This is a genomic window from Paenibacillus phytorum (assembly GCF_013141715.1).
Classification (GTDB): domain Bacteria; phylum Bacillota; class Bacilli; order Paenibacillales; family NBRC-103111; genus Paenibacillus_E; species Paenibacillus_E phytorum.
Window position 1 is genome coordinate 37,793 of sequence record NZ_WHOA01000242.1, and the last position, 24,081, is coordinate 61,873.

A 24,081-nucleotide genomic window follows, 5' to 3' on the forward strand; every position below is an offset into this window, starting at 1 on the left:
CTTTCTTATGTGGTAACAAATAAAAACAGGATGCCCGTTATTGGACATCCTGGTAAGTTCTTACTTTGCAGCTGGGCTTGCCGCCGGGCTTGCTGCTGGACTTGCAGCAGGAGCTGGGCTCGCTTCCGGTTTCGGAAGATTGTTAGTTTGAATCAAATTTGGATATTCTTTCTCTGCAAATTCAGACAGGGATTTCTCCGCAAGCTGAGATTTGATTTGTGTTTTAAGCGTATCATCCAGTGGCTTCGTGCTTCTGGACTCCACTTTCATCACGTGGTAACCGAAAGAGGATTCAACAGGATCACTGATTGTGTTCAAAGGAAGCGTGCTTGCTGCTTGTTTGAATTCAGGCACCCATTGATTGATGTCTGCATCTTTATAAGTACCGCCAGCGTCTTTGGAGCCTGGATCATCGGAATATTCTTTCGCAAGTGCTGCGAAATCGCCGCCTTTATCCAGTTTCCCTTTCACTTCTTTGGCTCTTGCCAAAGCTTCTTCTTTGGTACGCAAATCTTTTTGTGTAGCTGCATCCTTCAAGGAGATCAGAATATGGCTAACTGTTGCAATATCAAAGGCATGAGTAGCCGCTTGTTCTTTGTAGGCATCCTGAACAGCTTGGTCCGTGATTTTACTCTCCATGCTGCCCATGGTGTAGAAGCTCATTTTCATTAATGACTCGATATCCTTAAGCTCGATACCATTGTCTTTCAACTGCTTGTCCATTCCGCCTTCTTGCTTACCGAAGTAATCCGTGATGGCTTTCATTTGCTCAGTCACTTGTTTATCAGCGTCAGCTTTCACTTTATCGTCCACTTTGGCTGATAGAACACGGAAAGTAACCATTTGTTTCAACATATCTTGTTGAAAAGCCGGGTCAGTCATGAATTGCGCCAGCTGCGGTGAGAACATTTTGTTCACACTGATGAAAGAGTTAAACTCGCCGCGCGTAATTTTACCGCCCTCTTTATACGTAGCAATCACGTCACTCGGGTTACCAGTTGCTGCTGCAGTAGCGGAAGGTGAAGTTGAAGGTGAAGCCGTTGCTGCACCTTCCTTTTTGCTTCCACATGCACTTAGGACTGAAAATGCAAGGAGCAATGCCACCATGCTTAAAATCCATTTTTTCGAAAAACGTCGTTGTTCACTAGTATTATTTGGCAACATCCTGTAATTCCCCTTTCGTTTTCAGAACATCCTTATATTGTACCAGAAACTTCTCCACCAATTCGATGGAAGCTTCTGGTTTCATGCCTTTACAACGAATAACGATATGAAGCTGAGGGTCCGCGTTCAACTTGATTCGACCATCAAAGCCTTTGGACAATGTGATAAGCTTCTGTCCTTCCAGCCTGCCATTCTGGTCAATATGAACCTTGATTAAGTAATCATCCCCTTTTTGGCTGATCGTTTCTATCCGGTACTCCGAACCGTATGCTTTCAAACGAGCCACTGTCAGTAAGTTGAACACGGCCTGCGGCAGATCGCCGAAGCGATCAACAAGCTCATCATGCAGATCCGCGGCTTCTTCCAACGTTCGAATGGCGGCCACTTTTTTGTAGATTTCGATTTTTTGCATGCTGTCGTAGATGTAGTCGGATGGTAAGTACGCATCCAATTGTATATCGATGGAAGTATTCCACTCCGGTTCCGGAATGACCGCTTCCCCATCTATTTCTAGTTTCAGCTTTGCAATTTCTTCCGCTAACATTTGAGAGTATAAATCAAATCCGACAGATGCAATGAAACCATGCTGCTCTGCGCCAAGCAAATTACCAGCACCACGAATAGATAAATCCCTCATCGCAATTTTAAAGCCTGATCCAAGTTCTGTAAACTCTTTAATCGCTTGAAGGCGTTTCTCCGCTACTTCCGTGAGCACTTTATCACGCTGATACGTGAAATAGGCATACGCTACGCGATTAGATCGTCCTACACGCCCACGCAGCTGATAGAGCTGGGACAGCCCCATTTTATCCGCATCGTGAACAATCAGTGTGTTAACATTCGGAATATCGACACCCGTCTCGATAATACTCGTGCTTACCAGCACATCGTATTCCCCATCGAGGAAATCAAGGATCGTCTTCTCCAGCTCTTGCTCGCCCATTTGTCCATGTGCCACAGTAACACGGGCATCCGGAATCATCATGGAGATCTGATCAGCGATTTGAGTGATACCTTGTACACGGTTATATAAATAATACACTTGACCTTCACGCGCTAATTCCCGCTCAATCGCCTCTCGAACAAGCGTTGGTCCGTACTCGACCACATAAGTCTGGACAGGGAAACGATTTTCCGGCGGAGTCTCGATGACCGATAAATCACGAACACCTAACATGGACATGTGTAAAGTTCTCGGAATCGGAGTTGCTGTCAGTGTTAGCACGTCCACATTCGTCTTGAGCCGTTTCAGCTTCTCTTTGTGGGACACGCCAAAACGCTGCTCTTCATCGACTATCAGTAAACCAAGATCTTTGAACTGCACGTCCTGCGACAATAGCCGGTGAGTACCAATAACGACGTCAACCGTCCCTTTCTTGACGCCTTTCATAACTTCGGTCTGCTCTTTCTTGGAGCGGAAACGACTTAATACTTTTACATTAAAAGGATAGCCTGAGAACCGTTCACGGAACGTTTCGTAATGCTGCTGAGCCAAAATCGTCGTCGGCACCAAAACAGCAACCTGTTTGCCGTCAATCGCTGACTTGAAGGCGGCGCGGACGGCCACTTCTGTCTTCCCATACCCAACGTCGCCGCAAAGCAAACGGTCCATCGGACGTGCTTTCTCCATGTCTCCCTTAATTTCTTCGATCGCGCGAAGCTGATCCCGCGTTTCATCGTAAGGGAACATCGCTTCGAATTCGTTTTGATAGGAGCTGTCTTTACTAAAGCCGTAGCCGGTTGCCGCTTGGCGCTCTGCATAGAGCTTGATCAGCTCATCGGCAATATCCTTAACGGATGCCCGCGCCTTGCTCTTCACTCTAGCCCAGTCAGCGCCTCCGAGCTTATAAACCTTCGGTTCCTTCTCTTCGGAACCTACATATTTCTGGATCAAATCAATCTGATCAATCGGTACAGACAGCTTATCGCCGCCAGCATACATGATGTGGAGGTAATCCTTATGAATACCGCCCACTTCCAAGGTGCCAATCCCAACATACTTCCCGATCCCATGATTCACGTGAACAACATAGTCGCCAACCTTAAGCTCTTGATAGCTTTTGATACGCTCAGCGTTCTCCAGCTTCTTCTCGACCTTACGTGCTTTACGCTGTTTCTGTGTGAAGATCTCGCCTTCCGTGATGACAACCAAATGGATCGAAGGCATTTCAAACCCCGTCTGCAGATTCCCATCTACAATTTCGGGGACGTCAATTTGGTAGTCCTGCAGCACCCGCCGAACACGTTCAGCACGATCCTCGCCGTTAGCCAGCAAAATAACATTACTTCCATTTTTCTTCCAGCGCTCCATCTCCGCTTTGAGGAGATTCATTTGTCCATGGAAGTTTTGCATGACGCGGCAAACGAAGTTTACGATATTTTGTGGTTGAATCCCAGCCACTTGGCGCAGGAATAGCGATACATATAATGTCGGGAAAGGCCTGCGATGCAGCAGTGTTTCATACGATTTGGACAGCACAAAAGCCGGCAAGCTCTTCCCCTCTGTCAGCGCATGCATCATCCACTCTGCCTCGTCGCGTTCTAGCTGCTTTGCTGTCTCCAGCAATCGAGCCGGTTCGTCGATGATTAGCACAGTATCCTTAGGCATATAGTCCATGAGGGTCTGTCTTTCCGTATATAAAAGCGAAATATATTTATAAATACCAGGAAACGTCTGCCCTTCACGAAGCAGTTCAATATCATGTCCGATGCCTTCGAGCAGCTTGTCTTTGGCTGATCGGTCCGTCATTTTCTCCAACTGCGCTTGAAGCAGCTCATAGGCATGCTGCGCGGCTGATTGTAACCGCTTTCTATCCGCTTGAATCTCGCGGCAAGGGGGAATCGTTATCGAGTTTAATTTATCAATTGAACGCTGGTCACTTACATCAAAAGTACGAATAGAATCAACATCGACATCGAACAGCTCAATCCGAATGGCGTTCTCCGACGTTAGCGGAAATAAATCCAGAATTCCGCCGCGTACGCTCATTTCACCTTTGGTCTCAACCCGCTCCACGCGTTCGTAACCCAGGCTGGATAAAGTACCTAAGAGCTCATCCAATTGCACGGTATCCCCTACGTTGACCGTAACGCGGGATTCCTCGAATACTTGCTTGAGCGGAAGCAGTCGACGCACACCAGCAAAAGGCGCAATAACAACCCCACGGAAACCGCCAGCTAACTTAGTGAGAACGTCAATACGCTGCGCTAGCATCTCCGGGCTGGAAGCCGCTTCTTCTGTCGTCAGAAGCTCTTGAGATGGGTAGAGCAGCACTTTATCAGGTGATAGACATTCTAGTAAATCCTCCGCTATTTTCTGAGCGGCGAACATATTGTGAGTAACAATGAACAGCGGGCGTTCTAACTCACGCGCAAGAGTGGCAATCATCACCTGCCTGGAGGAACCGGTAAGTCCGGCAACGAGCTGCTCTTTCATTTCGGACCTGAGGCCTGTCACGATCGTTTGAAAGTCGCTATCCGTAGAAAAAGCTTGAATTAAAGCTTGCAAACAAGTACACTCCCCTCACAAAAAGAAGCCTCGGCACACTTGCCTCGGCTATTAACTCTTTATCTTCATCAATTTTACTGCAACGGACTTGCCAGTAGGGACAGTTCTGGGTTTGCATCTAGCGCCTCACGACAGTAGTCGCAAACGACCCTTACCGTAACATCTCCATTCGTGTTATACGATATTATATCTCTACGCTCATCGGGGGTCAAGAAATGGAAGCCTAACTGCTGCTCCGTGATCGAATTCTGATTAATTTCCCCAACAAAGGTATGACAATGTCTGCAAATATACTTAATCATATATGTATGCCTCCTTCGACTATTCGATTACATCCTAGTATGACCATTCTTCGGAGAAATTAGCCGAATGTGCCATTGTCATTTTCGAATAGGGAACTTGCATACAATGAGTCTGAAGCGGATGGTTCACTTATTTATTGAACTTCGCCATCGTCTTCTCGAATGACTCACTCAGACTGAACAGCATGGCTTCGCAGGTGAGGTCCAGTACCTCATCTATCGACTTCATCTCGTCTTTGGAAAAGTTTGATAAAACATAATCGGCAATATTATAACCGGGCGCAGGTCTGTTCACACCCACTCGAATTCGGTTGAAGCTTTGCGTCCCAGCATGCTGAATAATGGATTTAATCCCATTGTGACCACCAGGGCTGCCTTGATACCGGAGTCGAATTTGACCGAAGGATGTATCCATATCATCATAAACAATCGTAACGTCTTCCAGTTTTGCTTTATAAAAGTCCAAGAACGCTCGCATGGATTCGCCCGAAAGATTCATATAAGTCATCGGTTTAAGTAAATATACCTTCGTACCATTCACTACCCCTTCACCTAGAAGCCCCTTACCTTTATTTTGAAAAGAAGTAATACCCCATTTGGCAGCAAAACGGTCAATGGCCATGAAACCAACATTGTGTCGATTCATCTCATATTGTTTTCCCGGATTACCCAGTCCAATAAAACATTTCATCTTCTTCTAAATCCTCCTAAAGTTAAACTAAAAAATCCTTTGCGGATCCATCATCTAGAGGTTATTGTTTACCTATATGAGAAACGAACCATCAAATTTAAAGCTGTGGGTGAATCAGTCATATGTATCTAAATGGTCAACAGCTTACAACCAATCTTCATTTTCAAGATCATGCTGAATCTTGTATTCCCGTCCAAGTATACTATCAAAATGTACATAAGGATATAGGCTTCATTGAAAACTACACCCTGTATTTTATCAAAGTAAATAATACATTCTACAACCGAAATACGCACGTTTTTCTTTCGCGACCCGGATATTAAGCGCTTACATCGCAGTAATAAAGGATACCCTCCACATATCGGAGAGGGTTCCTTGTTCGTTTGGACTATACCGGCTGTCCTTCAGTTGCAGCCTCGTTCGATGTTTCCGCTTGTCCAACCTTCTCTTCATTATTTGCTGGCTCTTCTACAGCAGTCTCTTTCTGAGGTGCAAGTACCGTGAGAACCAAATCATTAGAGTCAGACTTCACTTCAATCCCCGCAGGAATGGAGAGTTGGTTTACAAGTAAGTTGTCGCCAAGCCCGATGTTGGAAATGTCCACTTTGATCGAACTTGGTATCTGATTGGGTAAGCATCGAATCTCCAGCTCATGCATCTGAATCTGCACAATACCGCCTTCTTTGGCTCCCTCAGCCTCACCAATGAATTCCAAGGTGACAACCGTTTTAACAGGCTCATCCATATTAATTTGATGAAAATCAACATGAAGCAGGCCCCTGTTTAATTGGTCGCGTTGGATCTCATTGATCATAACGGGCTGCCTACCGCTTCCGTCCGGCATATCCAGATCAATAATCGCATGCGGATTTTGGCGAAGCAGTGACAGCAGTTCCTTCTGGTCAACTGTAATGACTGTAGAGGCAACCTTCTGGCCATACACAACTGCAGGCACTCTGCCCTTCGCACGCAGTTGTTTAATATCTGATTTCGTTGTTTCTTTGCGGGATTCCGCTTTTAATGAAAATGCCATAAGAAAAAGAACCTCCTAAGAGTTTTGCTCAGCACGCTGCTTAGATAAGCAATGCCAAGTGGGTAACAGCTAGTTCATAGCCTACCCAACCTCAAGAAGTTCCATCCAATTTCATCCTCACAAAGTGAGATTTACCGTTCCTAGATCGTGAATTTACTCTTTGTTCTGTTTATTTTCTTTCTTAGCTTTAGCTCGCGCTCTAATTTTATCAGCATAGCCTGGCTTGTTGGATTGTCTCTCGCGGGCAATCGCTAGATCGCCATCATCTACGGAATGTGTAATCGTTGAGCCTGCAACAACATAAGCGCCCTTACCGATTTTCACGGGAGCAATCAAATTCACATTACTGCCCACAAAAGCATCATCGCCTATTTCCGTTAAGCTCTTATTGAAACCATCATAGTTCACGGTAATGGCGCCGCAGCCGATGTTTACATTCGTTCCAACAACAGCATCCCCTACATAGCTTAAGTGAGAAACTTTCGACCCCTCACCCAGCGTCGCGTTCTTAATCTCAACAAAGTCGCCTATTTTCACTTGCTTCCCAATATTAGCACCAGGTCTCAAATAAGCAAACGGCCCCACACTAGCCTCATTATCTACATAGGCATCCTGAAGGACGGATTGTTTAATCGTAACCTCATCCCTGATCGTCGAGTCGATAATTTCCGTTTGCGGTCCAATTGTACATTGTTCCCCAATAACGGTGCGCCCCCGCAAAATAGTACCCGGCAGCAGTACCGTATCCATGCCAATGGTAACATCTTTTTCAATATACGTATTAATTGGATCTATAATCGTAACCCCGTTCAGCATGTGCTCACGGTTAATACGCGCCTTGAACAACCGCTCGGCTTCAGCAAGTGCCACACGATCGTTCACACCGATCGACTCTGCGCTGTCAGCCATGCAGTAGCCTTGAACAACTTCTCCAGCGCCTGTCATAATCCCAATGACATCGGTCAAATAGTATTCATTTTGCGTATTATTGTTCGTAACCGACGCTAAGGCTTTGAATAGTTTCTGATTATCGAAAATATAAGTACCTGTGTTTATCTCCTGAACAGCTGCTTCCTCACTGCTGCAGTCCTTCTGCTCAACAATCCTTGCTACTCGACCGTCTTCACCGCGAATAATACGTCCATAACCATGCGGTTCATCGAGTTTGGCTGTCAGAATTGTCGCAGACGCTCCAGACAGTTCATGCAGCTCAATGGTGCTCATCAAGGTAGCTTCCGAAATTAGCGGTGTATCGCCGCAAATGACTACAGTCATCCCTTCCTCTTCGCCAAGAGCATCCTTCGCTTGAAGAACAGCATGCCCTGTTCCCAACTGCTGCTCCTGTAAAGCGTACTCCACTCGATCTCCCAGATGTCCCTTCACGGCTTCCGCCCCGAATCCAACAATGACGAGTGTTTTTGTTACTTCTATATGCTGCAGCGTGTCTACAACATGTTCCACCATTGGTTTACCTACAACCGGATGAAGCACCTTGTATAGCTTCGATTTCATGCGTTTTCCTTGTCCTGCGGCCAGTACGATCCCCATGAGTTTCAACTAACATCCAACCCCTTTAATATAAATAGTTACACACTACTATATGTATAATCGATGAGTTCTTCAACCAAATATAGCATCAATACCACCCAAAAGAAAAGAGAGCCCAACGGCTCTCTCAATAATCTGAATTATGCGCCTTCTTCAATTACCTCTTCTTCTACAGCCGCGCGATCGTATTCAGCCAATACAGCCGCTTGAATTTTCTCACGTGTTGTGGAAGAAATCGGATGAGCGATATCACGGAATTCACCATCCGGTGTTCGTTTGCTTGGCATAGCCACGAACATCCCATTATTACCGTCGATGACACGTATGTCATGAACGACGAACTCGTTATCAATGGTAATGGAAGCAATCGCCTTCATCCTCCCCTCGGAGTTGACCCGGCGGAGTCTTACATCTGTAATTTGCACTTGTGTTCACCACCTTTTTCCATCTCTGAGACTTGGGTGTAATATTCCACATCGTCGTGCAAATTCCTTCTTCTTTTTTTGAAATTTTCGATAATTTTATACAATCTTAATGTTACTGTTAAATTTCGACAGAAATCACAGCAATTAACTCGATTTCGACAAAAACATCACGAGGTAATCTAGCCACTTCGACAGTGGATCTAGCCGGTTTATGGTCTCCGAAGTACGATCCATAAATTTCATTCAGCTCTGCAAACTGATTCATGTCCTTCAAAAAAACCGTCGCTTTCACAACTTGATCAAATGATGAACCAGCTGCTTCAAGCACACCCTTCAAATTCGCGAACACTTGATGGGCTTGTCCCTTGATTCCACCCTCTACAATCTGTCCATCCAAGCCAAGTGGAATTTGTCCAGAAGTAAAGAGAAGGTTACCTAGCTTTACCGCTTGCGAGTAAGGTCCGATAGCAGCAGGTGCTGCTGTTGTTGAAATAAGTTCCATCGTTTTACGAATCTCCTTTTTTACTGTCAAAATAGTTGCCTGGCTCTACCGTGATTTGTTTCGTCTTGGAATCTACGCCGTATAAACGAGCAAGCGATACGTAGTGATCAACCAAATGCTCTTCAACCTCACAAGACTCCATGAATACACCAACCCCTTGAACTGAGGCTTTGAATTCCGCTAACAAATCCATCATGCCGTGGATGGTTCCGCCAACATGCATGAAATCATCAATGATAAGCACCTTAGACTCTTCTTTCAATGCACGCCTTGCTAGTGACATCGTCTGGATCCGCTTGTTGGACCCTGAAACATAGTTGATGCTAACCGCTGAACCTTCCGTAACTCGACTGTCCCTGCGGACAATCACAACAGGCAGATTCATATAAGTTGCTGTCGCATAAGCGAGTGGAATGCCTTTCGTTTCTACCGTCATAATCACATCAATATCACGACCAGCGAAAGCGGATGCAAATGTCTTGCCAATTTCATTCAAATATTGGGGCTGCCCCATAATATCTGACATATACAAATAACCGCCTGGAAGAATCCGTTCTGGCTGCTGCAGTTGTAAACAAAGGTTCTGTATAAATTTCAGTGATACTTCCTTAGGCACCTTTGGTGAAAATCTCACACCTCCGGCAGCCCCCGCAAGCGTATTCAGCTCGCCTAGTCCTTCTTCTTCAAAAACTTCCTTGATGATCGCTAAATCTTCACTTATGGAGGATTTAGCAGAGTTGTAACGCTCGGCAAAAGTCGTTAAAGGGATTAACGAATGGGGGCGGAATAACAAATATTGCGTCATTTCCACCAGCCTAGCGCTCCTTTTCAACTTTTTCATCGCACTACCCCCAAAAATCCGAATATTATAATGAAAATATACCATTTTTATACGTATTTATTCAAGCTTCTCATGAAAATTATATTAACATGAACTTGACATCAATCTGACACAGTTTACGGGAATGGATGGAATCATAGTCCACCCTCTATTCAATGAAAAAGAGCCCTTCACGGGCCCTGCAACCGTCCTACTTCATCTACGTCAACATCCGCACTGCATAAACATCCTTACAAAATCCACGCAGCCCGTTATAAATCCGGGGCACCTTCGCTTCCTTGGATACGAGACCGAATACCGTCGGCCCGCTGCCCGACATCAACACACCATCCGCACCAAGCCTCTGCATGCATTCTTTGAGATGTCTCACCTCGGGATAAAGGTCCAGCGTCACTTCCTCAAGCACATTGCCGAGGCTTCCGCAAAGCTGATCAAACCGCTTCTCTCGAATCGCGTTTAGCACACCTTCCGTCGAAGGATGATTTTTAATCTCCCGAGCATTCAGTTTCCCGTAAATCTCCGATGTAGATACATTGATAGGTGGCTTTGCAAGTACGACCCAGCACTGAGGTGGCGAGACGATCGGTTCCAGCTTCTCTCCACGTCCTCTAGCGACAGCCGTCCCTCCCGTTACACAGAAGGGTACATCCGAGCCAAGCTCCGCTCCAAGCACCTGCAACTCTTCCATAGGGATGTTTAAGTTCCAAAGCCGATTCAAACCTCTAAGTGTAGCTGCTGCATCGCTGCTGCCCCCTGCTAGACCCGCTGCTACGGGGATCTGCTTGTCCAAATGGATGTACACGCCCTGTTTGACGTCGTATCGATCCTTAATAAGGCGTGCTGCCTGAAAGGCTAAGTTCTTCTCATCGAGCGGAATGTACCCCGCCTGACTGGAAATGATGATGGTGTCCCGCGAAAGCTCCTGCATTTCGATCCGATCTGCTAGATCTACCATCGTCATGACCATCTCAACTTCATGGTAACCGTCTGATCTTTTATGTAAAACATCAAGGGATAAATTGATTTTAGCCGGTGCTTTTTCAAAAATCTTCATCAGATCACCTTCTTTTGCTCGTTTGCCGTTAAAATATTATAACAAAAGCGCAAAAAAAAAGCTAAAGCATTCGCTTTAGCTGTAGAAGGGACGCTGTTCCGCTTGCGTTGCTTGCTGTGATCCGGGAACTATTTGATTTAAAACCGCCGCATTAGGTTGTATTGGATTAGAAGATCTATATCACATTGGTCGTATTCGGCGTGTAGGCAGCAGGTGTATAGGAAGATTGCGTTTGCTGCGTTCCACTGTATACGTTCTGATTAAAGCTCGATTGAGGCTGCGAATAGGGTTGTTGGGAAGTTACAGATTGATAGGTCGACTGATTATAATTCGATGGGGTGTAGTTAGACGGATTGGAAGTAGCTTGATTGTAGCTAGTTTGATTGAAGTTAGGCTGACTATAGTTAGGTTGTATGTTACTTTGTTGACTGTACGTTGATTGCGTCTGGTTGAATGTAGAAGCCGAAGGGTTATACTGTTTTACCAGCTGTTCCTGAGCAATTTGGATCGCCCGCTTCACCATGTTCCCTGCATCCTTCGTTCGGATGCCCTCCCAGCCCTCACGCTGTACCACATCATAAAACCCTAGATCTTTGGCTAATTCATATTTAAAGCTTTCGGACATGATCCCTCTTCTGCGACTCATAATTGGAACCTCCTTGGAGTTTTGCTATAGTATGCCCAACCCGATAAGGTCCATTCAAATGCAAAAACAGACCCTCTGGGTCTGCTCATATAGGAATGCATTAAGCTAATGTTGGATGTAGGTGATACGAACCTGACCATCGTCATTACATACGGTAACTTCAACGGATTCGGTAAGGATATCGGCGTAGCTGTACGACACTCGTTTGAAGGCGTGGGATTCTTGATCTAATTTCACAATAAACACAGAAGGGTAGGTTTCTTCTAAAACACCAGAACGCTCGACAGTCTTCCGACGGCCACCATTCGCTCTTAACATGATCTTCTGCCCAACGTGGGGCTCCAAACTGCGTTTGATCTCCAACAGCGCATTTTTTGCCATTGTCAACTACCACCTCTTTCCTAGTTAATTATAACCCATTCAGACAGGCATGTCAAACGAGGTCAAATATTATATCAGCACCACATTCCTGTTGTCAACGGCATTTTTGCTGAATTTTCGAAATCCCACTCTTACAGGTTGTCTCCAAAGTTCGCAAATTATTCACACTTTTCCACTAAAAAAAGAACACTTACCCAGTCAGCCCCCTCCAAGGAGTCGAATGACAGGTAAGTGTCGATATTGTAAACCATATGTTTTGTCGGTTCATGTTGTTTTTACATATATCACAGGGATATTTAATCATGATCTTCCAAATGTTGAATACCCGGAACCCCCATGCGATAGCTGCCTCTCGTCTCCACCCCACCTAATCCATCCAAACCTGTCACCGTCAAGTCAACGATATCAAGCATGGATATGGTATCCTTCACAGAAGTATACGACAGTTTAGCCGCGATACAAAGCGGATCTAAGGCGTGAATGAGGATTCGAGCAGGAGAACTCGCAAAATTAGCTCCAGCCCGCAGTAAGGCCTCAAAATGAGACTGACAAGCACCAGCCACAATAATCATGGAGTCCCGATTACGCTCATACTGCCTAGCGATCTGAACAGCATTCACAAAGTTTTGTGAATTCTTATAGCTGGAAAGGTTGCTTGGACCTCTACCCTTGCGCTGCTTAAGTATTCCGTCATGACCGGTAACAACAACAATGTCTGGCTTAATTTGTGGAAGCAACCTGTGAAGAGCATCCGCCATTTGTGCTTCAGGAATATAAAACCCCTCGGCAGGCACACGCAATTCCCCATAGATTTGCATACTTTTACGTAAGTAAGTAGGATCGCCATCTAGGTGCAGCACTTTGCCAGGCACTTCGAAGTAGGTTTTATTGGTATTTTGTTTATGGTTTATTGAGAGTTGGTTCTTCTCCTGCAGCTGCACCTGGGATACCGCCAGACGCCGGAGCGATTCCCGAAATTCGGGTGAACTCGATCGCGGATGATCCATGACATCTGTCGGATTCGAAATGGTTAAATCAACTAACGGCGCATCCGCGAGCAGCCTATAATCTACACCTCGCAGGATAGCCTTCAGCTGCTCTATGCGCTCAATCTTAAACATGACGTCTCCGCCATAGGATTTACGGGTAACAAAGTCTCCTTGCCTCATCGCACAAATCCCCTCCTAGGGTTATCCTATGGCGGGACTAGGCATTTGGTGCGGGTTATTTGCAGCCGTGCGCGCGAAGAGCCGACGACAAGCGCGCGAACTCTTCCATACTGAGCGTTTCGCCGCGACGCGAAGGCTCTATGTTAATGCCGAGCAGCAGAGCTTCCAGCTCAGGCTTGTTTTCTTTGGTAAAGAACCGCGCAGCTAGGTTATTGTAAAGGGTTTTGCGCCGCTGGACGAAGGACGCCCCAACAACGGCGAAGAAGAAGTCCACGTCCGCCACCTCGACCGGCGGGGTTTTGCGCACACGCAGCCGGATCACGGCGGAGTCGACGTTCGGCTGCGGCACGAAGACGGTGCGTGGCACGATCGTGACAAGCTCCGGCTCGCAGTGGAACTGCACGGCAATGCTAAGGCTGCCGTAATCTTTGGTGCCCGGGCGAGCCGCCATGCGGTCGGCCACTTCTTTTTGAATCATCACGACGATATTCTCCAAGGGAAGCTTCTCTTCGAGAAGCTTCATGATGATCGGAGTCGTGATGTAGTAAGGCAAGTTGGCGACGACACTGACGCCGTCCATGCCCTCGAAGTGCTGCCGGAACAGTTCTGGCAGGTCGGTCTTCAAGATGTCCCCATGGACAACGGTAGCATGGGGATAGGGCTCTAGCGTCTCGTCCAGGATGGGCAGCAGACGCTGATCGATCTCGACGGCCAAGACACGGCCAGCGAGCTTGGCCAGCTGCTGCGTGAGCGCCCCAATACCGGGGCCAATCTCAAGCGCAGCCTTGTTCGGTCCGAGCTCAGCAGCCATGACAATCTTGCTTAGGATATTTTGGTCAATTAGAAAGTTTTGACCTAAGCTCTTTTTGAGCACCAAACCATTTCTCTTAATAATTTGTTTCGTTTTACTCGGTGTAGCTACGTCATCTGCTGTTACAATCACTTCATTGTTGGGTATATTCATGATATAGACCTCATTATCTATAGGATCTGGACTTCACATTCTTCATTATCACTCAAATTCGCATTAAAACCCTGCAGGAAGTGCAACAATTGCTGCTCAAATGCCGTCTTAATTATTAGAGAAAAATAGCCATTCTACTTATCAGCTTTCAAATGCTCCAAAGCCGCCTCAAATTCCTCACGCGAGATTTGAAACATCGCACAGCGCTTATAAAACTGCTTGCCATTGCAATAGCCAATTCCTAACGCTTTACCCACAATCAGCCGGCGAGATGCCGCCTCAGCATGAACAATCAACCCTGCGGCCATGAGATCCTCCATGGTCAGTTGTGAAACCGCACCATCATATTCCGTGCGAAGGCTCTGGAGAGCCTGACGGATCGTCTCAGGCGCTGCATTCTCGACGCCAATATCACCCTTGTACTCAGCCTGCTCCTGCGTAATGAAGGCATGCTTGCAGCCAGGCACCTTGGCCGCTACAATCTTCCGAATCCGTTCACCTGCGTGATCCGGATCCGTGAATATAATAACGCCTCTGCGCTGCTGTGCAAGTGCAATACGCTTTAATACGGCTTGTCCGATCGCAGAGCCGCCTGTTTCAATCGTATCCGCCTCTACCGCTCGGCGAATAGCAGCTGTATCGTCTTTGCCTTCGACGACAATCACTTCTTTTATCATAAGTGGTTCCCTTCCCAGTACCAAGGATAAACGACTCCGTCGTCCTTCAGGGACGAGCGCGTTTGTCAAGGTCGATGCGGAGCTAAAGTATAGAACTTATACTTTCATATTCAACGCAGAAAAAGAAGAGGGGTCCCCTCTTCTTTCGCCCAGGTTGTTACCTGGCAACGTATATATGACATTCTTCCCGCTGAAACAGACGTTTACACGTTAATTTTCAGACGGCTTTTTCGGTCCTACCACATACACGGTGTACCCTTGCTTCGTTCCGAATTTATTGGCATAACCATGATCTTCAAAGTAGACATCAATCATTTGACCTTTCACACCGCTGCCAATATCTTCAGCACGGCGGAAGCCAATGCCCTCAATGTAAACCCACCATCCGAGCGGGATAACTTTGGGATCAACCGCTATCGTTCTGCCTTCTGACACGGTAGTCCCTGTATAGGTTTTACCAAAACCAGGAGTTCCTTCGGACTTACCTGTAGATGCCACGTCTGCCGAATAGGCAGTCAACTTCACATTCTTCAGGATTTGTTTGTACCCAAATGTTACACCATTCTTCGAAACCTCATCCACACTAGGTGATGAAGACGAGAGAACAACAACAGGATTTTTCGTGCCCACGGACACGACTTTATTAATACTTTCTGTTTGTACTTCTTCACCCACAACTGCTTCCGCGACTAAAACACCATCTTCGAAAGTCTTTTCTTTCTTCTTCAAGAGTACGCCCTCTTTACCTTCTTGGACGACTTGCTCTTTGCCTTTGAGCAGCGATGCGTCGCTTTTCTTTTCCGTATCGAACGCAATCGGCTCAGTTACTTCCTCCGTCTCTTTTTTCACACGTACGATTTTGATTTCATCGCCCGAGCTCAGAGCGGCTGTCGGTTCGGGAGTTAAACGATCGTGCTCCCCAAGTGCAATATATAAACGTTGCAATGCACTTTCTACCGTTCTTGCAGTTGTGTAAACAGTGGTGGTCTTTCCATCAGCAGTCAATTGAATCGGTGAGGCATGTTCGATGACAATTTTGTCTCCACCCTTGATTGTTGTCGTTGGCGCAGTAGAAATTTCATCGTGTTCACCAATCTTTATGGCTTGTTCATCCAGTAGGCGTTGCAGGACCCATTGCTTCGTATGCACAACGGTTTCTTTTCCATTCACAACCACGGATACGCTCTTGGTAGCCGTACCGTACAACAACACCAAAAACATGAAAGTCATTGCGATTGAAATTATGGCTAGACTTAAAATCAAACGCAAGTTTTCATGCTTCCATCGCAATGCGAAGGACATGCTGGATGATCGTTTTACATGGGTCTCGCTAATAGAGATACTGCCCACTTCTTCGGTCCTCCTTCAAAGCCTCGCCGCCAGGTTACAGCATGATTAGATTTGACGCGACTAAGGTTTTTTAGTTTAACTTAACGTGTTCGCCATCAGCAGTACGGTGCTATACCGCTGCCTTCTGGTCGTCCCACACCAGTTTGCCTATTCAACATTCATATGAATTCCGGGCAATTTTTAGTCGTCCGAAATGTGTATAGCCCTTTATGAAGACAAAAAGCCAGCAAGAAGAGGACTCTTCTCGCTGGCATAGTTTGTATAGTAAAATACACAAATAGCACGCACGACAATCGTTACCTCTCTTACGCTTACGAGGTTAGCTGACGGATTCGGACGTGAGAGTCGCCCTACTAAGAGCATACGAAGTATACTCAAAGATTCACCCCTGTTACTCACTCTGTTCACTCAAGAAGCATGCTTCTTCAGCTTACAGTGGTTCCCCCGTTCCCATAAATGGAACTCAGCGAATGGAAAAATGGCAAATTGGTTATTAAGTTATTATGAAAAGTATATTACGCTGTTAATCTTAACCTGTAAAGGGATTAACACCTACTAAAAAGGGCTAAATCAACTAAAATTCGCTTAAACGAACAATTAAACAGCCCTATTTCTACTTATATCTCATTTTTACGTACGTATACTAACTATTTTCAACTTTTCACCCCTAAACTAGGCTTAAATTACAAATTTGTTTATAATGATCGTATAGGAAAGTGATTCATAAATACCAATAATTTGCTAATCAGGGAGGCAATGAGATGGGCTCCATTCTACAAGTTGACTCTTTATACGGGGGATATTTACCAAAAAAACCTGTTCTTCATGACCTAACCTTTTCTATCCGTCAAGGTGAAATGATGGGTCTGATCGGACTTAATGGTGCGGGTAAAAGTACAACAATCAAAAACATTCTCGGCCTTCTTCAACCGCAAAAAGGATCGATTCGAATCAACGGACTAACTTTAGCTGAAAATCCTTTGTCCTATCGCGCAACCTACGCTTATGTACCCGAAAGTCCTGAGCTCTACGAAGAGCTTACGATCCGCGAACACCTCGAGCTCACCGCTATGGCCTACGGATTGTCGAAGGACGACTATTTGGCTCGATCTAGCTCCCTTTTGGAGCAGTTTCAAATGAAGGACAAGCTGAACAGTTTCGCCAGTCATTTATCCAAAGGCATGAAACAGAAAGTCATGATTATGAACGCATTTCTGATCGAACCCTCGTTATATATTATCGATGAACCCTTTCTCGGCCTCGACCCTTTAGCGATTCGTTCCTTACTCGAATTAATGGTCAAAATGAAACATAAAGGAGCATCATTCCTCATCTCATCGCATATTTTGTCAACGATTGAAAAATATTGCGATAACTACGTTGTCCTTCATCGAGGTCGTATGGTTGCTCAGGGTGATTTAGTCGAATTACGCGGGCAAACCGAACTCCCGGGAGCGTCACTAGACGACATTTTCTATAAGCTCGTACAAGGGGATTCGTTATGAGAAATATGGACATCAACACCCGTACCTTATGGCAGCAAAGATTCGAGCATTATATGAAGGAATCCATGGGCTATTGGCAATACGCAGCGCGTAGTAATTTCATCGGTCTCGTGTTGTTTCTTGTCATCATTTCTTCCTATTATTATGCAAAAATACTACAGCGTCTTCCGACAGATTATCCCTATCTGTGGATCGTGCTTTTGCTGCTCGCTCCGCTTCTATCTTCAAGCCCCATCCGTACATTAGTAAGGAAAGCAGACCGCATGTTTTTGTTACGGATCGAACATCAAATGGGCGCTTATTTTCGAAGTGGATTCATGTACAGTTTGACACTGCAAGCTTTCGGGACATTTATCGCCTGGGTGATTTTATGGCCGCTTTACCATCACTGTCTTGGCGCTTCAGAGCAGCATTTCTTACTGATGCTTGCATTACTTCTTCTATTAAAGATAGCTAATTTACTAGCGAGCTGGCAGGAAAGTCGCTTTGCTCATGAGCGCACCAGATTAGCTTCGGTTAGCTTTCGCTGGATGGCAACAACCGCTCTCATTTCGCTGCAATTTCTAACTAGTATTTTATGGGCAAGTTGCGCTGCGCTGCTTCTCATTTTCGTATGGTTAGCAGCCGTTCATTTCGTATCTAAATACGTCATCGGCTGGGACTACTTGATCTCCAAGGAAAGTCAGCAGCAAGCGCGGCTTTACGCCTTTTTCAGCTGGTTCGTCGATGTGCCTCAGATGGGAACGCGAATAGCCCGCCGAAGTTGGATCAGCGGGCTAACACGGTTCATACCTTTTAGACAAGATGCTGCCTATTTGTACCTATATATGAAGACATTGGTGCGTACGGAGCTGTTCGCGATCGTACTGCGTATCACCTTGTTAGGGGTACTAGCTATAGCGGTTTCAAGCAGCGGTACTGCAAGAACGTTGATCTTCCTGATCGCCCTAGTGATTTCACTTGTTCAGTTATCATCGCTCGAGCGTGCCCATCGCTATACGTTCTGGCTGGAGATGTATCCACTCAATCAGAATACGAAAGCCGGTTCGCTGGCCTTTATCATTTGGTCTGTCTTGCTTCTAGAACTATGTATCTTGACGATTCCTCTGATGATTCGCTCTTCACCAATCTATCTACTCGTTCCACTCATCAGTCTCATCTTCATTTCTTTCAGCTGCGGTATTGTGCTTCGCCGCAAGTTCGAGAAAAACGCTTTACTTGAGACCTAGCAATCGAATGGCATTGTTTGTTGTTATTTCCGCAATCTCTTCCAAGGTCATACCCCGAATTTCCGCGGCTGTCTCAGCTACCAAGCGAACATAGCCGGTTTCATTACGCTTGCCGCGGAAGGGATGCGGGGTTAAATAAGGAGCATCAGTCTCAATTAATAAACGATCTAGCGGAACTTGCGCCAACACTTCCTTCGGTTGCTTAGCGTTCTTAAACGTAACTGGACCTCCAAAAGAAATATGAAAATTCATATCCAGACACTGCTTCGCTGTCTCCCAGCTTCCTGAGAAGCAGTGCATGATTCCCCCCACTTCCTCGGCCTTCTCTTCTTTTAAAATGTGCAAAATATCTTGATGAGCATCTCGATTATGGATGACAATGGGCATCTCCAATTTACGAGCTAGACGAATTTGCTCCCGAAATACCCGCTGCTGTATATCCTTCGGAGACTTATCCCAGTAGTAATCCAGTCCAATTTCCCCGATGGCAACAACTTTCTCATGCTTGCACAACTCTTCAATCCATTCTAAGTCGCCAGGCATCATATCAATAGCATCAACAGGATGCCACCCTACCGTAGAATAGATGAAATCGTACCTCTCGGCGAGGGCAATTGAACTAGGTATAGTCTCCCGGTTGAAGCCTACATTGACTATTCTTGTCACTCCGGCGTCCAGCGCTCTTTGAATCACTTCATCTTGATCTTCATTAAATTGTTCAGCATTTAAATGTGTGTGTGAATCCGTTAGCATTTTTGTTCTCCCTTAAGTTGAAATATTCTGCTGCATTTATTTTTCTAGTTAATCTTGCTCACCAAGCAGTGCCCATAATTCAGGATAATTGGTTGCGTTCAAACGTTCCAACAGCTCCTCCGGATAATAAACATGATGCTTACCCATTTGGAATCCACTGATGGACTGAACAATCTCAGATCGATGCGTAATTTCCGTTAAAGTCTCCTTATGATCCAGCAGGAAAATAGGCAAATTGTCATCCGTTTCCCCTGGTCTATACACGTCATAGGATTGATTCGATGGAAAATCAATTTCCATGTAATAGGTAGGGTCGAATCCGACCTCAGCCATCACTTTTTCCATCAGCTTAATCTGACGTTGATTAGATTCATCAAAGGTGCTGTATTTGTACAACTTACGATCCAAAAACCGTTTACACATATCGCCTAAAATAGGATCTTTCTCATTACTCCAGAAAGTTAGCATCGTCTGCATAACTGACTCATCCAATAATAAATAATCTTCGAGCGAAATTTTATTCTGAATCAGATGTAAAATGGGTTCCACCATAAATCCAAATGTATAGTCTTCTTCATATAAATGTTTGGCACGCGCAAAAACTTTGTGCAGCAAAATTTCCGCACTGCGTGTCACAGGATGGAAATATACCTGCCAGTACATTTGATAACGAGACATTAAATAATCTTCTACGGCGTGCATGCCGCTTTCCTTGACAACAATATGCCCTTTATAGGGCCTAATAACACGAAGAATTCGCTCTAGATCGAACGTGCCGTAATTTACACCAGTGAAATAGGCATCGCGCAATAAATAGTCCATGCGATCTGCATCCAACTGACTGGACACAAGGCTAACCACAATTTCTTCATTATACGATTTACAAATAACGCCAGCCACTTTTTTGGGAAAATCAGGTGATACTCTGCTGAGGACTTTATTCACATCGGTATCTCCAAGGACAATTCTGCATGACCAGTCTTCATGTTTCGTTCCGAAAGCTTTTTCAATGGAATGCGAGAAGGGCCCGTGGCCCAGATCATGGAGCAAAGCCGCACAAAGGCAGAGCAGACGTTCCTCTTGAGGCCAATCCTCATAGTGATTTCGTTCGAATTGTGAAATAATTTTCCGAGTGATTTCGTACACACCGAGTGAATGAGAGAATCTACTATGCTCAGCACCATGAAAAGTTAAATATGAGGTGCCTAATTGCCTTATGCGGCGCAGTCTCTGAAACTCTCGCGTATTAATTAAATCCCAAATCGTATTGTCTTGCACGTAAATATATTTATGAACCGGATCTTTAAAAACCTTCTCTTCTTTCATCCATTCACAACCTCTCTTTAGCAAATTTAAATAATTTCGACAATTCCTCTCGTCACTTCGACATAATTGTCGCAATTTGTCGAATTACATATTCCAATTTCTCTGTCTTACTAGGCTAGCCTTTATCTTCGTAATTTTGAGCTTTTTATGGAGTTCACACGTAATATATTCCTTACATTCCCTTATTCTACTTGGTTTTTCTCATATTTTAAACAGAAACAATTTAAAAACTTTTTTTAAATAACATGTTTAAATAGACGAAAATATGGTTGACTATTTTGGGAATCGTTGGTATCATTAGGCAAGAAGATATGTCGAAACATGACGATATTGATAAATTTTTGATAAAATCGAAAGGGGTTTATATATATGATGAAATCTACGGGAATTGTAAGGAAAGTTGACGAATTGGGTCGCGTTGTTATTCCAATCGAGTTGCGCCGCACGTTGGGAATTGGTGAGAAAGACGCTTTGGAGATTTATGTAGACGGCGAGCGCATCATGTTGAAAAAATATGAGCCTGCTTGTATCTTCTGTGGTAATGCGGAAAACGTATCTTACTTCAAAGGAAAAATTGTTTGTCATATTTGTTTAGCAGAAATGCCAACACCTGTGACAAAATAAGAAAAGTAGTATATAATAGAAGTAGCACTTATCCTATTGGTAATTCTAACCTTTTTCATATCTCCTCTAATCTCTAATTTGTTGGCTTCGGCCACGGATTAGAGATCTTTTTTTGTCCGGAGAACGATATAGCGGAGAGTGCGGCGGGAACGCTGCACTTCCCGCGCGTCTTAGCGCTCGAGTAGTGCATTGTAGACATCGCGTTTAGAAAGCCCACGATCGCTCGCAACCAACTTCAGTGCATCCTTACGATCACTCCCGCTTTGCTCGTAGTGCTCAACATGCTCGCCCAACGACATTGCCTCCCACCAGCCATCGGCTGCTTCGCGGGCTGCCTTCTCCGAGGCGCCTTCGGCGATCACACAGTACTCGCCCTGAGGCGGGTACTGCTCTAAGTGCTCGAGGCACTCTGCGATGGTGCCCCGCAGGAACTCCTCGTACCGCTTCGTCAACTCGCGTGCGAGACACACCCGACGCTCCGCCCCCCACACTTCCGCCATGCGGGTAAGTGTTTTCTCTACGCGGTGCGGCGATTCATAGAACAGCAACGTGTCCTGCACGTGCTGCAGCCCTTCAAGCACCTTCGTCTGATCCTTTTTCTCCCGGGGGAGAAAACCGACGAAGGCGAAACGCTCTGTCGGCAAGCCTGATGCAATCAGCGCCGACAGGGCCGCATTCGCGCCGGGGATGGGCACCACCGGCACGCCCTGCTCGACGGCCATCCTCACCAGGTCATAACCTGGATCGGAGATGGCCGGCAGTCCTGCATCGCTGACCAGCGCGATGCTCTGCCCTTCAAGCAGCAAGCGGACGAGTTCGGGTCCGCTTGCTTGCTTGTTGTGTTCGTGATAGCTGACGAGTCGCGTAGCGACCTCGAAATGCGTCAGCAGCTTGCGTGTTTGCCGCGTGTCCTCAGCGGCAATCATGCTCACTTCCTTCAGGGTACGAATCGCACGGAAGGTCATATCTTCTAAGTTGCCTATCGGTGTGGCAACCAGGTACAGCGTGCCAACGCCGCTTCCATCCTCGCGATAGCTCTTTTGCACATTCAAGCTCACTGTTATTCCCTCTTCACTTTTTTATGATTATTTTTACGAAGTTACGATAATTACGCTTACGATGCTAGTTTTCTGAAGAAAACTCTAAGATTATGCTTACGAAGCCAGTTTTCTTACGAAAACTCTAAGGAGCTTCTGCCCCCGTAGTAAATTTCTTTCAGCTCTTTACAGTACTCTTGATTGTCATCATAAACAATAAGCGGCGGTAAGGTACGGATCTCTGGCTTCCCATCCTTCATTCCCTCGATCAACACCATCATTGCTTCTTCCCCAGCACGTGCGTGCACATAACGAATGCGCTTCGGTTCAAGACGATACTGCCTCATTAGACAGCAGATATCGATTATGCGCGTAGCCCGGTGGACCATCGCCACTTTACCGCCAGCCTTCACCAACTTTGCGCTTGCCGCAATGACATCTTCCAAGTTGCAATATATCTCATGACGAGCCGCAGCGAAATGCTCATTGGCGTTCTGCTCACCGTTAGGCACAGGCAGATAGGGAGGATTCACCGTTACGACATCAAATTGGCCATGACCTAAGGTTTCATGAATCGTTTTCAGATCCCCTTGGAGCATATGAAGACGCTCTTCTAGCCCATTTATCTCAGCATTGCGAACCGCCATATCCGCGAGCCGTTCTTGAATTTCAACGCCCCAAATTTCAGCGCGTGTTCGCGTCGTTAAGAGCAGGGGGACGACCCCATTGCCCGTACATAAATCAATCATGCGCCCTTTGGGAGCCACACTGCAAAACCTGCCAAGCAGGACGGCATCAAGTGAAAAGCTGAACACTTCATCACTCTGAATAATTTTCAAATCATACGTCAATAAATCATCAATTCGTTCTGTAGGTCGTAACTGTACCTGCTTCATACGTATTCTCCGTCATTTCCTTTCTGGTCTGCTCATTATGGAAAAAAACCGTAAGGCATACACCCCTACGGTCAAAATCACTTATTTATTTAAAAAGGATAAGCAAAACAAACAATCTCCCTCGGTCCGAAGGTGTCCATAATACACATTGCAAATATGGAAACCTTCATTATACAAGCGAGTCAAATTATCATAACCTGCTCCAGGTAACGGAAGTGGTTCCTCCGCCTCTCCTACTGGCTGTTCGACAATTGTTTCCTCTTGTCTGATCAGTTTGCGGAGCTGCTGATTTTCTATGCTTAATCTCTTATTTTCTTCGATGAGGTTAATAATTTGTTTCTTTAAGGCACCCAACTCGGCATAAGTGGCACCCATTCGTTCTTCGATCCCATCTATTTGTCCAAAAATATCTTGTTTATCCACGCTTTCACCTCTAGTGCCATGCATGCTTACTGG

At 45.7% G+C, this 24,081-nt stretch carries 23 protein-coding genes, 1 pseudogene and 1 riboswitch; of the genes and pseudogenes, 3 read left to right on the plus strand and 21 right to left on the minus strand.

The window, feature by feature from the left end:
- Positions 1–60 precede the first annotated feature (60 nt).
- The 16 genes and pseudogenes from GC098_RS35890 to GC098_RS35965 all read right to left on the minus strand — a co-directional run bounded on the left by GC098_RS35890 (position 61) and on the right by GC098_RS35965 (position 16,255).
- Positions 61–1,164, minus strand: a complete 1,104-nt coding sequence (locus tag GC098_RS35890) for a peptidylprolyl isomerase (RefSeq protein WP_171649127.1) — start codon at positions 1,162–1,164, stop codon at positions 61–63.
- Positions 1,151–4,672, minus strand: a complete 3,522-nt coding sequence (gene mfd / locus GC098_RS35895) for a transcription-repair coupling factor (RefSeq protein WP_171649128.1) — start codon at positions 4,670–4,672, stop codon at positions 1,151–1,153. Before mfd ends, GC098_RS35890 begins: the two co-directional genes overlap by 14 nt.
- Before the next feature lie 74 nt (positions 4,673–4,746).
- Positions 4,747–4,974 carry an anti-sigma-F factor Fin gene (fin, locus tag GC098_RS35900; protein WP_029197996.1) on the minus strand — a complete coding sequence of 76 codons (228 nt, stop codon included), beginning with the start codon at positions 4,972–4,974 and terminating at the stop codon, positions 4,747–4,749.
- Positions 4,975–5,104: 130 nt separating this feature from the next.
- Positions 5,105–5,665, minus strand: a complete 561-nt coding sequence (gene pth / locus GC098_RS35905) for an aminoacyl-tRNA hydrolase (RefSeq protein ID WP_171649129.1) — start codon at positions 5,663–5,665, stop codon at positions 5,105–5,107.
- A 388-nt stretch (positions 5,666–6,053) separates the two neighbouring features.
- Positions 6,054–6,698 (minus strand): 50S ribosomal protein L25, encoded by a 645-nt coding sequence (locus GC098_RS35910; RefSeq protein WP_171649130.1) that lies wholly within the window; start codon positions 6,696–6,698, stop codon positions 6,054–6,056.
- 153 nt (positions 6,699–6,851) lie between these two features.
- Positions 6,852–8,255 carry a bifunctional UDP-N-acetylglucosamine diphosphorylase/glucosamine-1-phosphate N-acetyltransferase GlmU gene (glmU, locus tag GC098_RS35915; protein WP_281367172.1) on the minus strand — a complete coding sequence of 468 codons (1,404 nt, stop codon included), beginning with the start codon at positions 8,253–8,255 and terminating at the stop codon, positions 6,852–6,854.
- 131 nt (positions 8,256–8,386) lie between these two features.
- On the minus strand, positions 8,387–8,671 hold the full coding sequence (gene spoVG, locus GC098_RS35920) for a septation regulator SpoVG (RefSeq protein ID WP_028557369.1): 285 nt from the start codon (positions 8,669–8,671) through the stop codon (positions 8,387–8,389).
- Positions 8,672–8,789: 118 nt separating this feature from the next.
- Complete coding sequence (locus tag GC098_RS35925) at positions 8,790–9,173, minus strand: RidA family protein (protein WP_171649150.1); 384 nt, start codon at positions 9,171–9,173, stop codon at positions 8,790–8,792.
- 4 nt (positions 9,174–9,177) lie between these two features.
- On the minus strand, positions 9,178–10,014 hold the full coding sequence (gene purR, locus GC098_RS35930; protein WP_171649131.1) for a pur operon repressor: 837 nt from the start codon (positions 10,012–10,014) through the stop codon (positions 9,178–9,180).
- Positions 10,015–10,213: 199 nt separating this feature from the next.
- On the minus strand, positions 10,214–11,068 hold the full coding sequence (ispE, locus tag GC098_RS35935; RefSeq protein WP_171649132.1) for a 4-(cytidine 5'-diphospho)-2-C-methyl-D-erythritol kinase: 855 nt from the start codon (positions 11,066–11,068) through the stop codon (positions 10,214–10,216).
- A 475-nt stretch (positions 11,069–11,543) separates the two neighbouring features.
- Positions 11,544–11,714, minus strand: a pseudogene (locus GC098_RS35940) (small, acid-soluble spore protein, alpha/beta type); the annotation flags it as partial.
- A 105-nt stretch (positions 11,715–11,819) separates the two neighbouring features.
- Positions 11,820–12,095 carry a biofilm formation stimulator Veg gene (veg, locus tag GC098_RS35945; protein ID WP_028557365.1) on the minus strand — a complete coding sequence of 92 codons (276 nt, stop codon included), beginning with the start codon at positions 12,093–12,095 and terminating at the stop codon, positions 11,820–11,822.
- A gap of 296 nt (positions 12,096–12,391) precedes the next feature.
- Positions 12,392–13,264: a sporulation peptidase YabG gene (yabG, locus tag GC098_RS35950; RefSeq protein ID WP_171649133.1), complete on the minus strand. Its 873-nt coding sequence runs from the start codon at positions 13,262–13,264 to the stop codon at positions 12,392–12,394.
- Positions 13,265–13,319: 55 nt separating this feature from the next.
- Positions 13,320–14,228, minus strand: a complete 909-nt coding sequence (rsmA, locus tag GC098_RS35955; protein WP_171649134.1) for a 16S rRNA (adenine(1518)-N(6)/adenine(1519)-N(6))-dimethyltransferase RsmA — start codon at positions 14,226–14,228, stop codon at positions 13,320–13,322.
- A gap of 134 nt (positions 14,229–14,362) precedes the next feature.
- Entirely contained in the window at positions 14,363–14,905 is a 543-nt protein-coding gene (gene rnmV, locus GC098_RS35960; protein ID WP_171649135.1) for a ribonuclease M5, read from the minus strand.
- A gap of 210 nt (positions 14,906–15,115) precedes the next feature.
- Complete coding sequence (locus tag GC098_RS35965; protein WP_312880556.1) at positions 15,116–16,255, minus strand: resuscitation-promoting factor; 1,140 nt, start codon at positions 16,253–16,255, stop codon at positions 15,116–15,118.
- Positions 16,256–16,548: 293 nt separating this feature from the next.
- Positions 16,549–16,734, minus strand: a riboswitch (cyclic di-AMP (ydaO/yuaA leader).
- A 282-nt stretch (positions 16,735–17,016) separates the two neighbouring features.
- Between GC098_RS35965 and GC098_RS35970 the strand changes: the two genes are divergently transcribed.
- A complete protein-coding gene (locus GC098_RS35970; RefSeq protein ID WP_057303813.1) occupies positions 17,017–17,760 on the plus strand; it encodes an ABC transporter ATP-binding protein in 744 nt (247 codons plus the stop codon).
- Positions 17,757–18,989, plus strand: coding sequence for an ABC transporter permease (locus GC098_RS35975; protein ID WP_171649136.1), 1,233 nt, complete (start codon positions 17,757–17,759; stop codon positions 18,987–18,989). Before GC098_RS35970 ends, GC098_RS35975 begins: the two co-directional genes overlap by 4 nt.
- Here the strand turns inward: GC098_RS35975 and GC098_RS35980 are convergent.
- Together GC098_RS35980 and GC098_RS35985 are read right to left on the minus strand one after the other, a co-directional pair.
- The gene (locus tag GC098_RS35980; protein WP_171649137.1) at positions 18,975–19,742 is read right to left on the minus strand and encodes a TatD family hydrolase; all 768 of its coding nucleotides are present in this window, start codon (positions 19,740–19,742) and stop codon (positions 18,975–18,977) included. The two genes, GC098_RS35975 and GC098_RS35980, sit on opposite strands and share 15 nt — an antisense overlap.
- Before the next feature lie 48 nt (positions 19,743–19,790).
- On the minus strand, positions 19,791–21,068 hold the full coding sequence (locus tag GC098_RS35985) for an HD domain-containing protein (RefSeq protein ID WP_171649138.1): 1,278 nt from the start codon (positions 21,066–21,068) through the stop codon (positions 19,791–19,793).
- Between the two features lie 369 nt (positions 21,069–21,437).
- Here GC098_RS35985 and GC098_RS35990 point away from each other — a divergent pair, with 369 nt between their 5' ends.
- A complete protein-coding gene (locus GC098_RS35990) occupies positions 21,438–21,692 on the plus strand; it encodes an AbrB/MazE/SpoVT family DNA-binding domain-containing protein (protein WP_028557356.1) in 255 nt (84 codons plus the stop codon).
- Between the two features lie 170 nt (positions 21,693–21,862).
- Here GC098_RS35990 and rsmI read toward each other — a convergent pair whose 3' ends face one another.
- From rsmI to yabA, 3 genes are all read right to left on the minus strand, one after another.
- On the minus strand, positions 21,863–22,750 hold the full coding sequence (gene rsmI, locus GC098_RS35995; RefSeq protein ID WP_171649139.1) for a 16S rRNA (cytidine(1402)-2'-O)-methyltransferase: 888 nt from the start codon (positions 22,748–22,750) through the stop codon (positions 21,863–21,865).
- 113 nt (positions 22,751–22,863) lie between these two features.
- On the minus strand, positions 22,864–23,625 hold the full coding sequence (locus GC098_RS36000) for a tRNA1(Val) (adenine(37)-N6)-methyltransferase (protein ID WP_171649140.1): 762 nt from the start codon (positions 23,623–23,625) through the stop codon (positions 22,864–22,866).
- A gap of 81 nt (positions 23,626–23,706) precedes the next feature.
- On the minus strand, positions 23,707–24,048 hold the full coding sequence (gene yabA / locus GC098_RS36005) for a DNA replication initiation control protein YabA (RefSeq protein WP_029198494.1): 342 nt from the start codon (positions 24,046–24,048) through the stop codon (positions 23,707–23,709).
- Positions 24,049–24,081 lie beyond the last annotated feature (33 nt).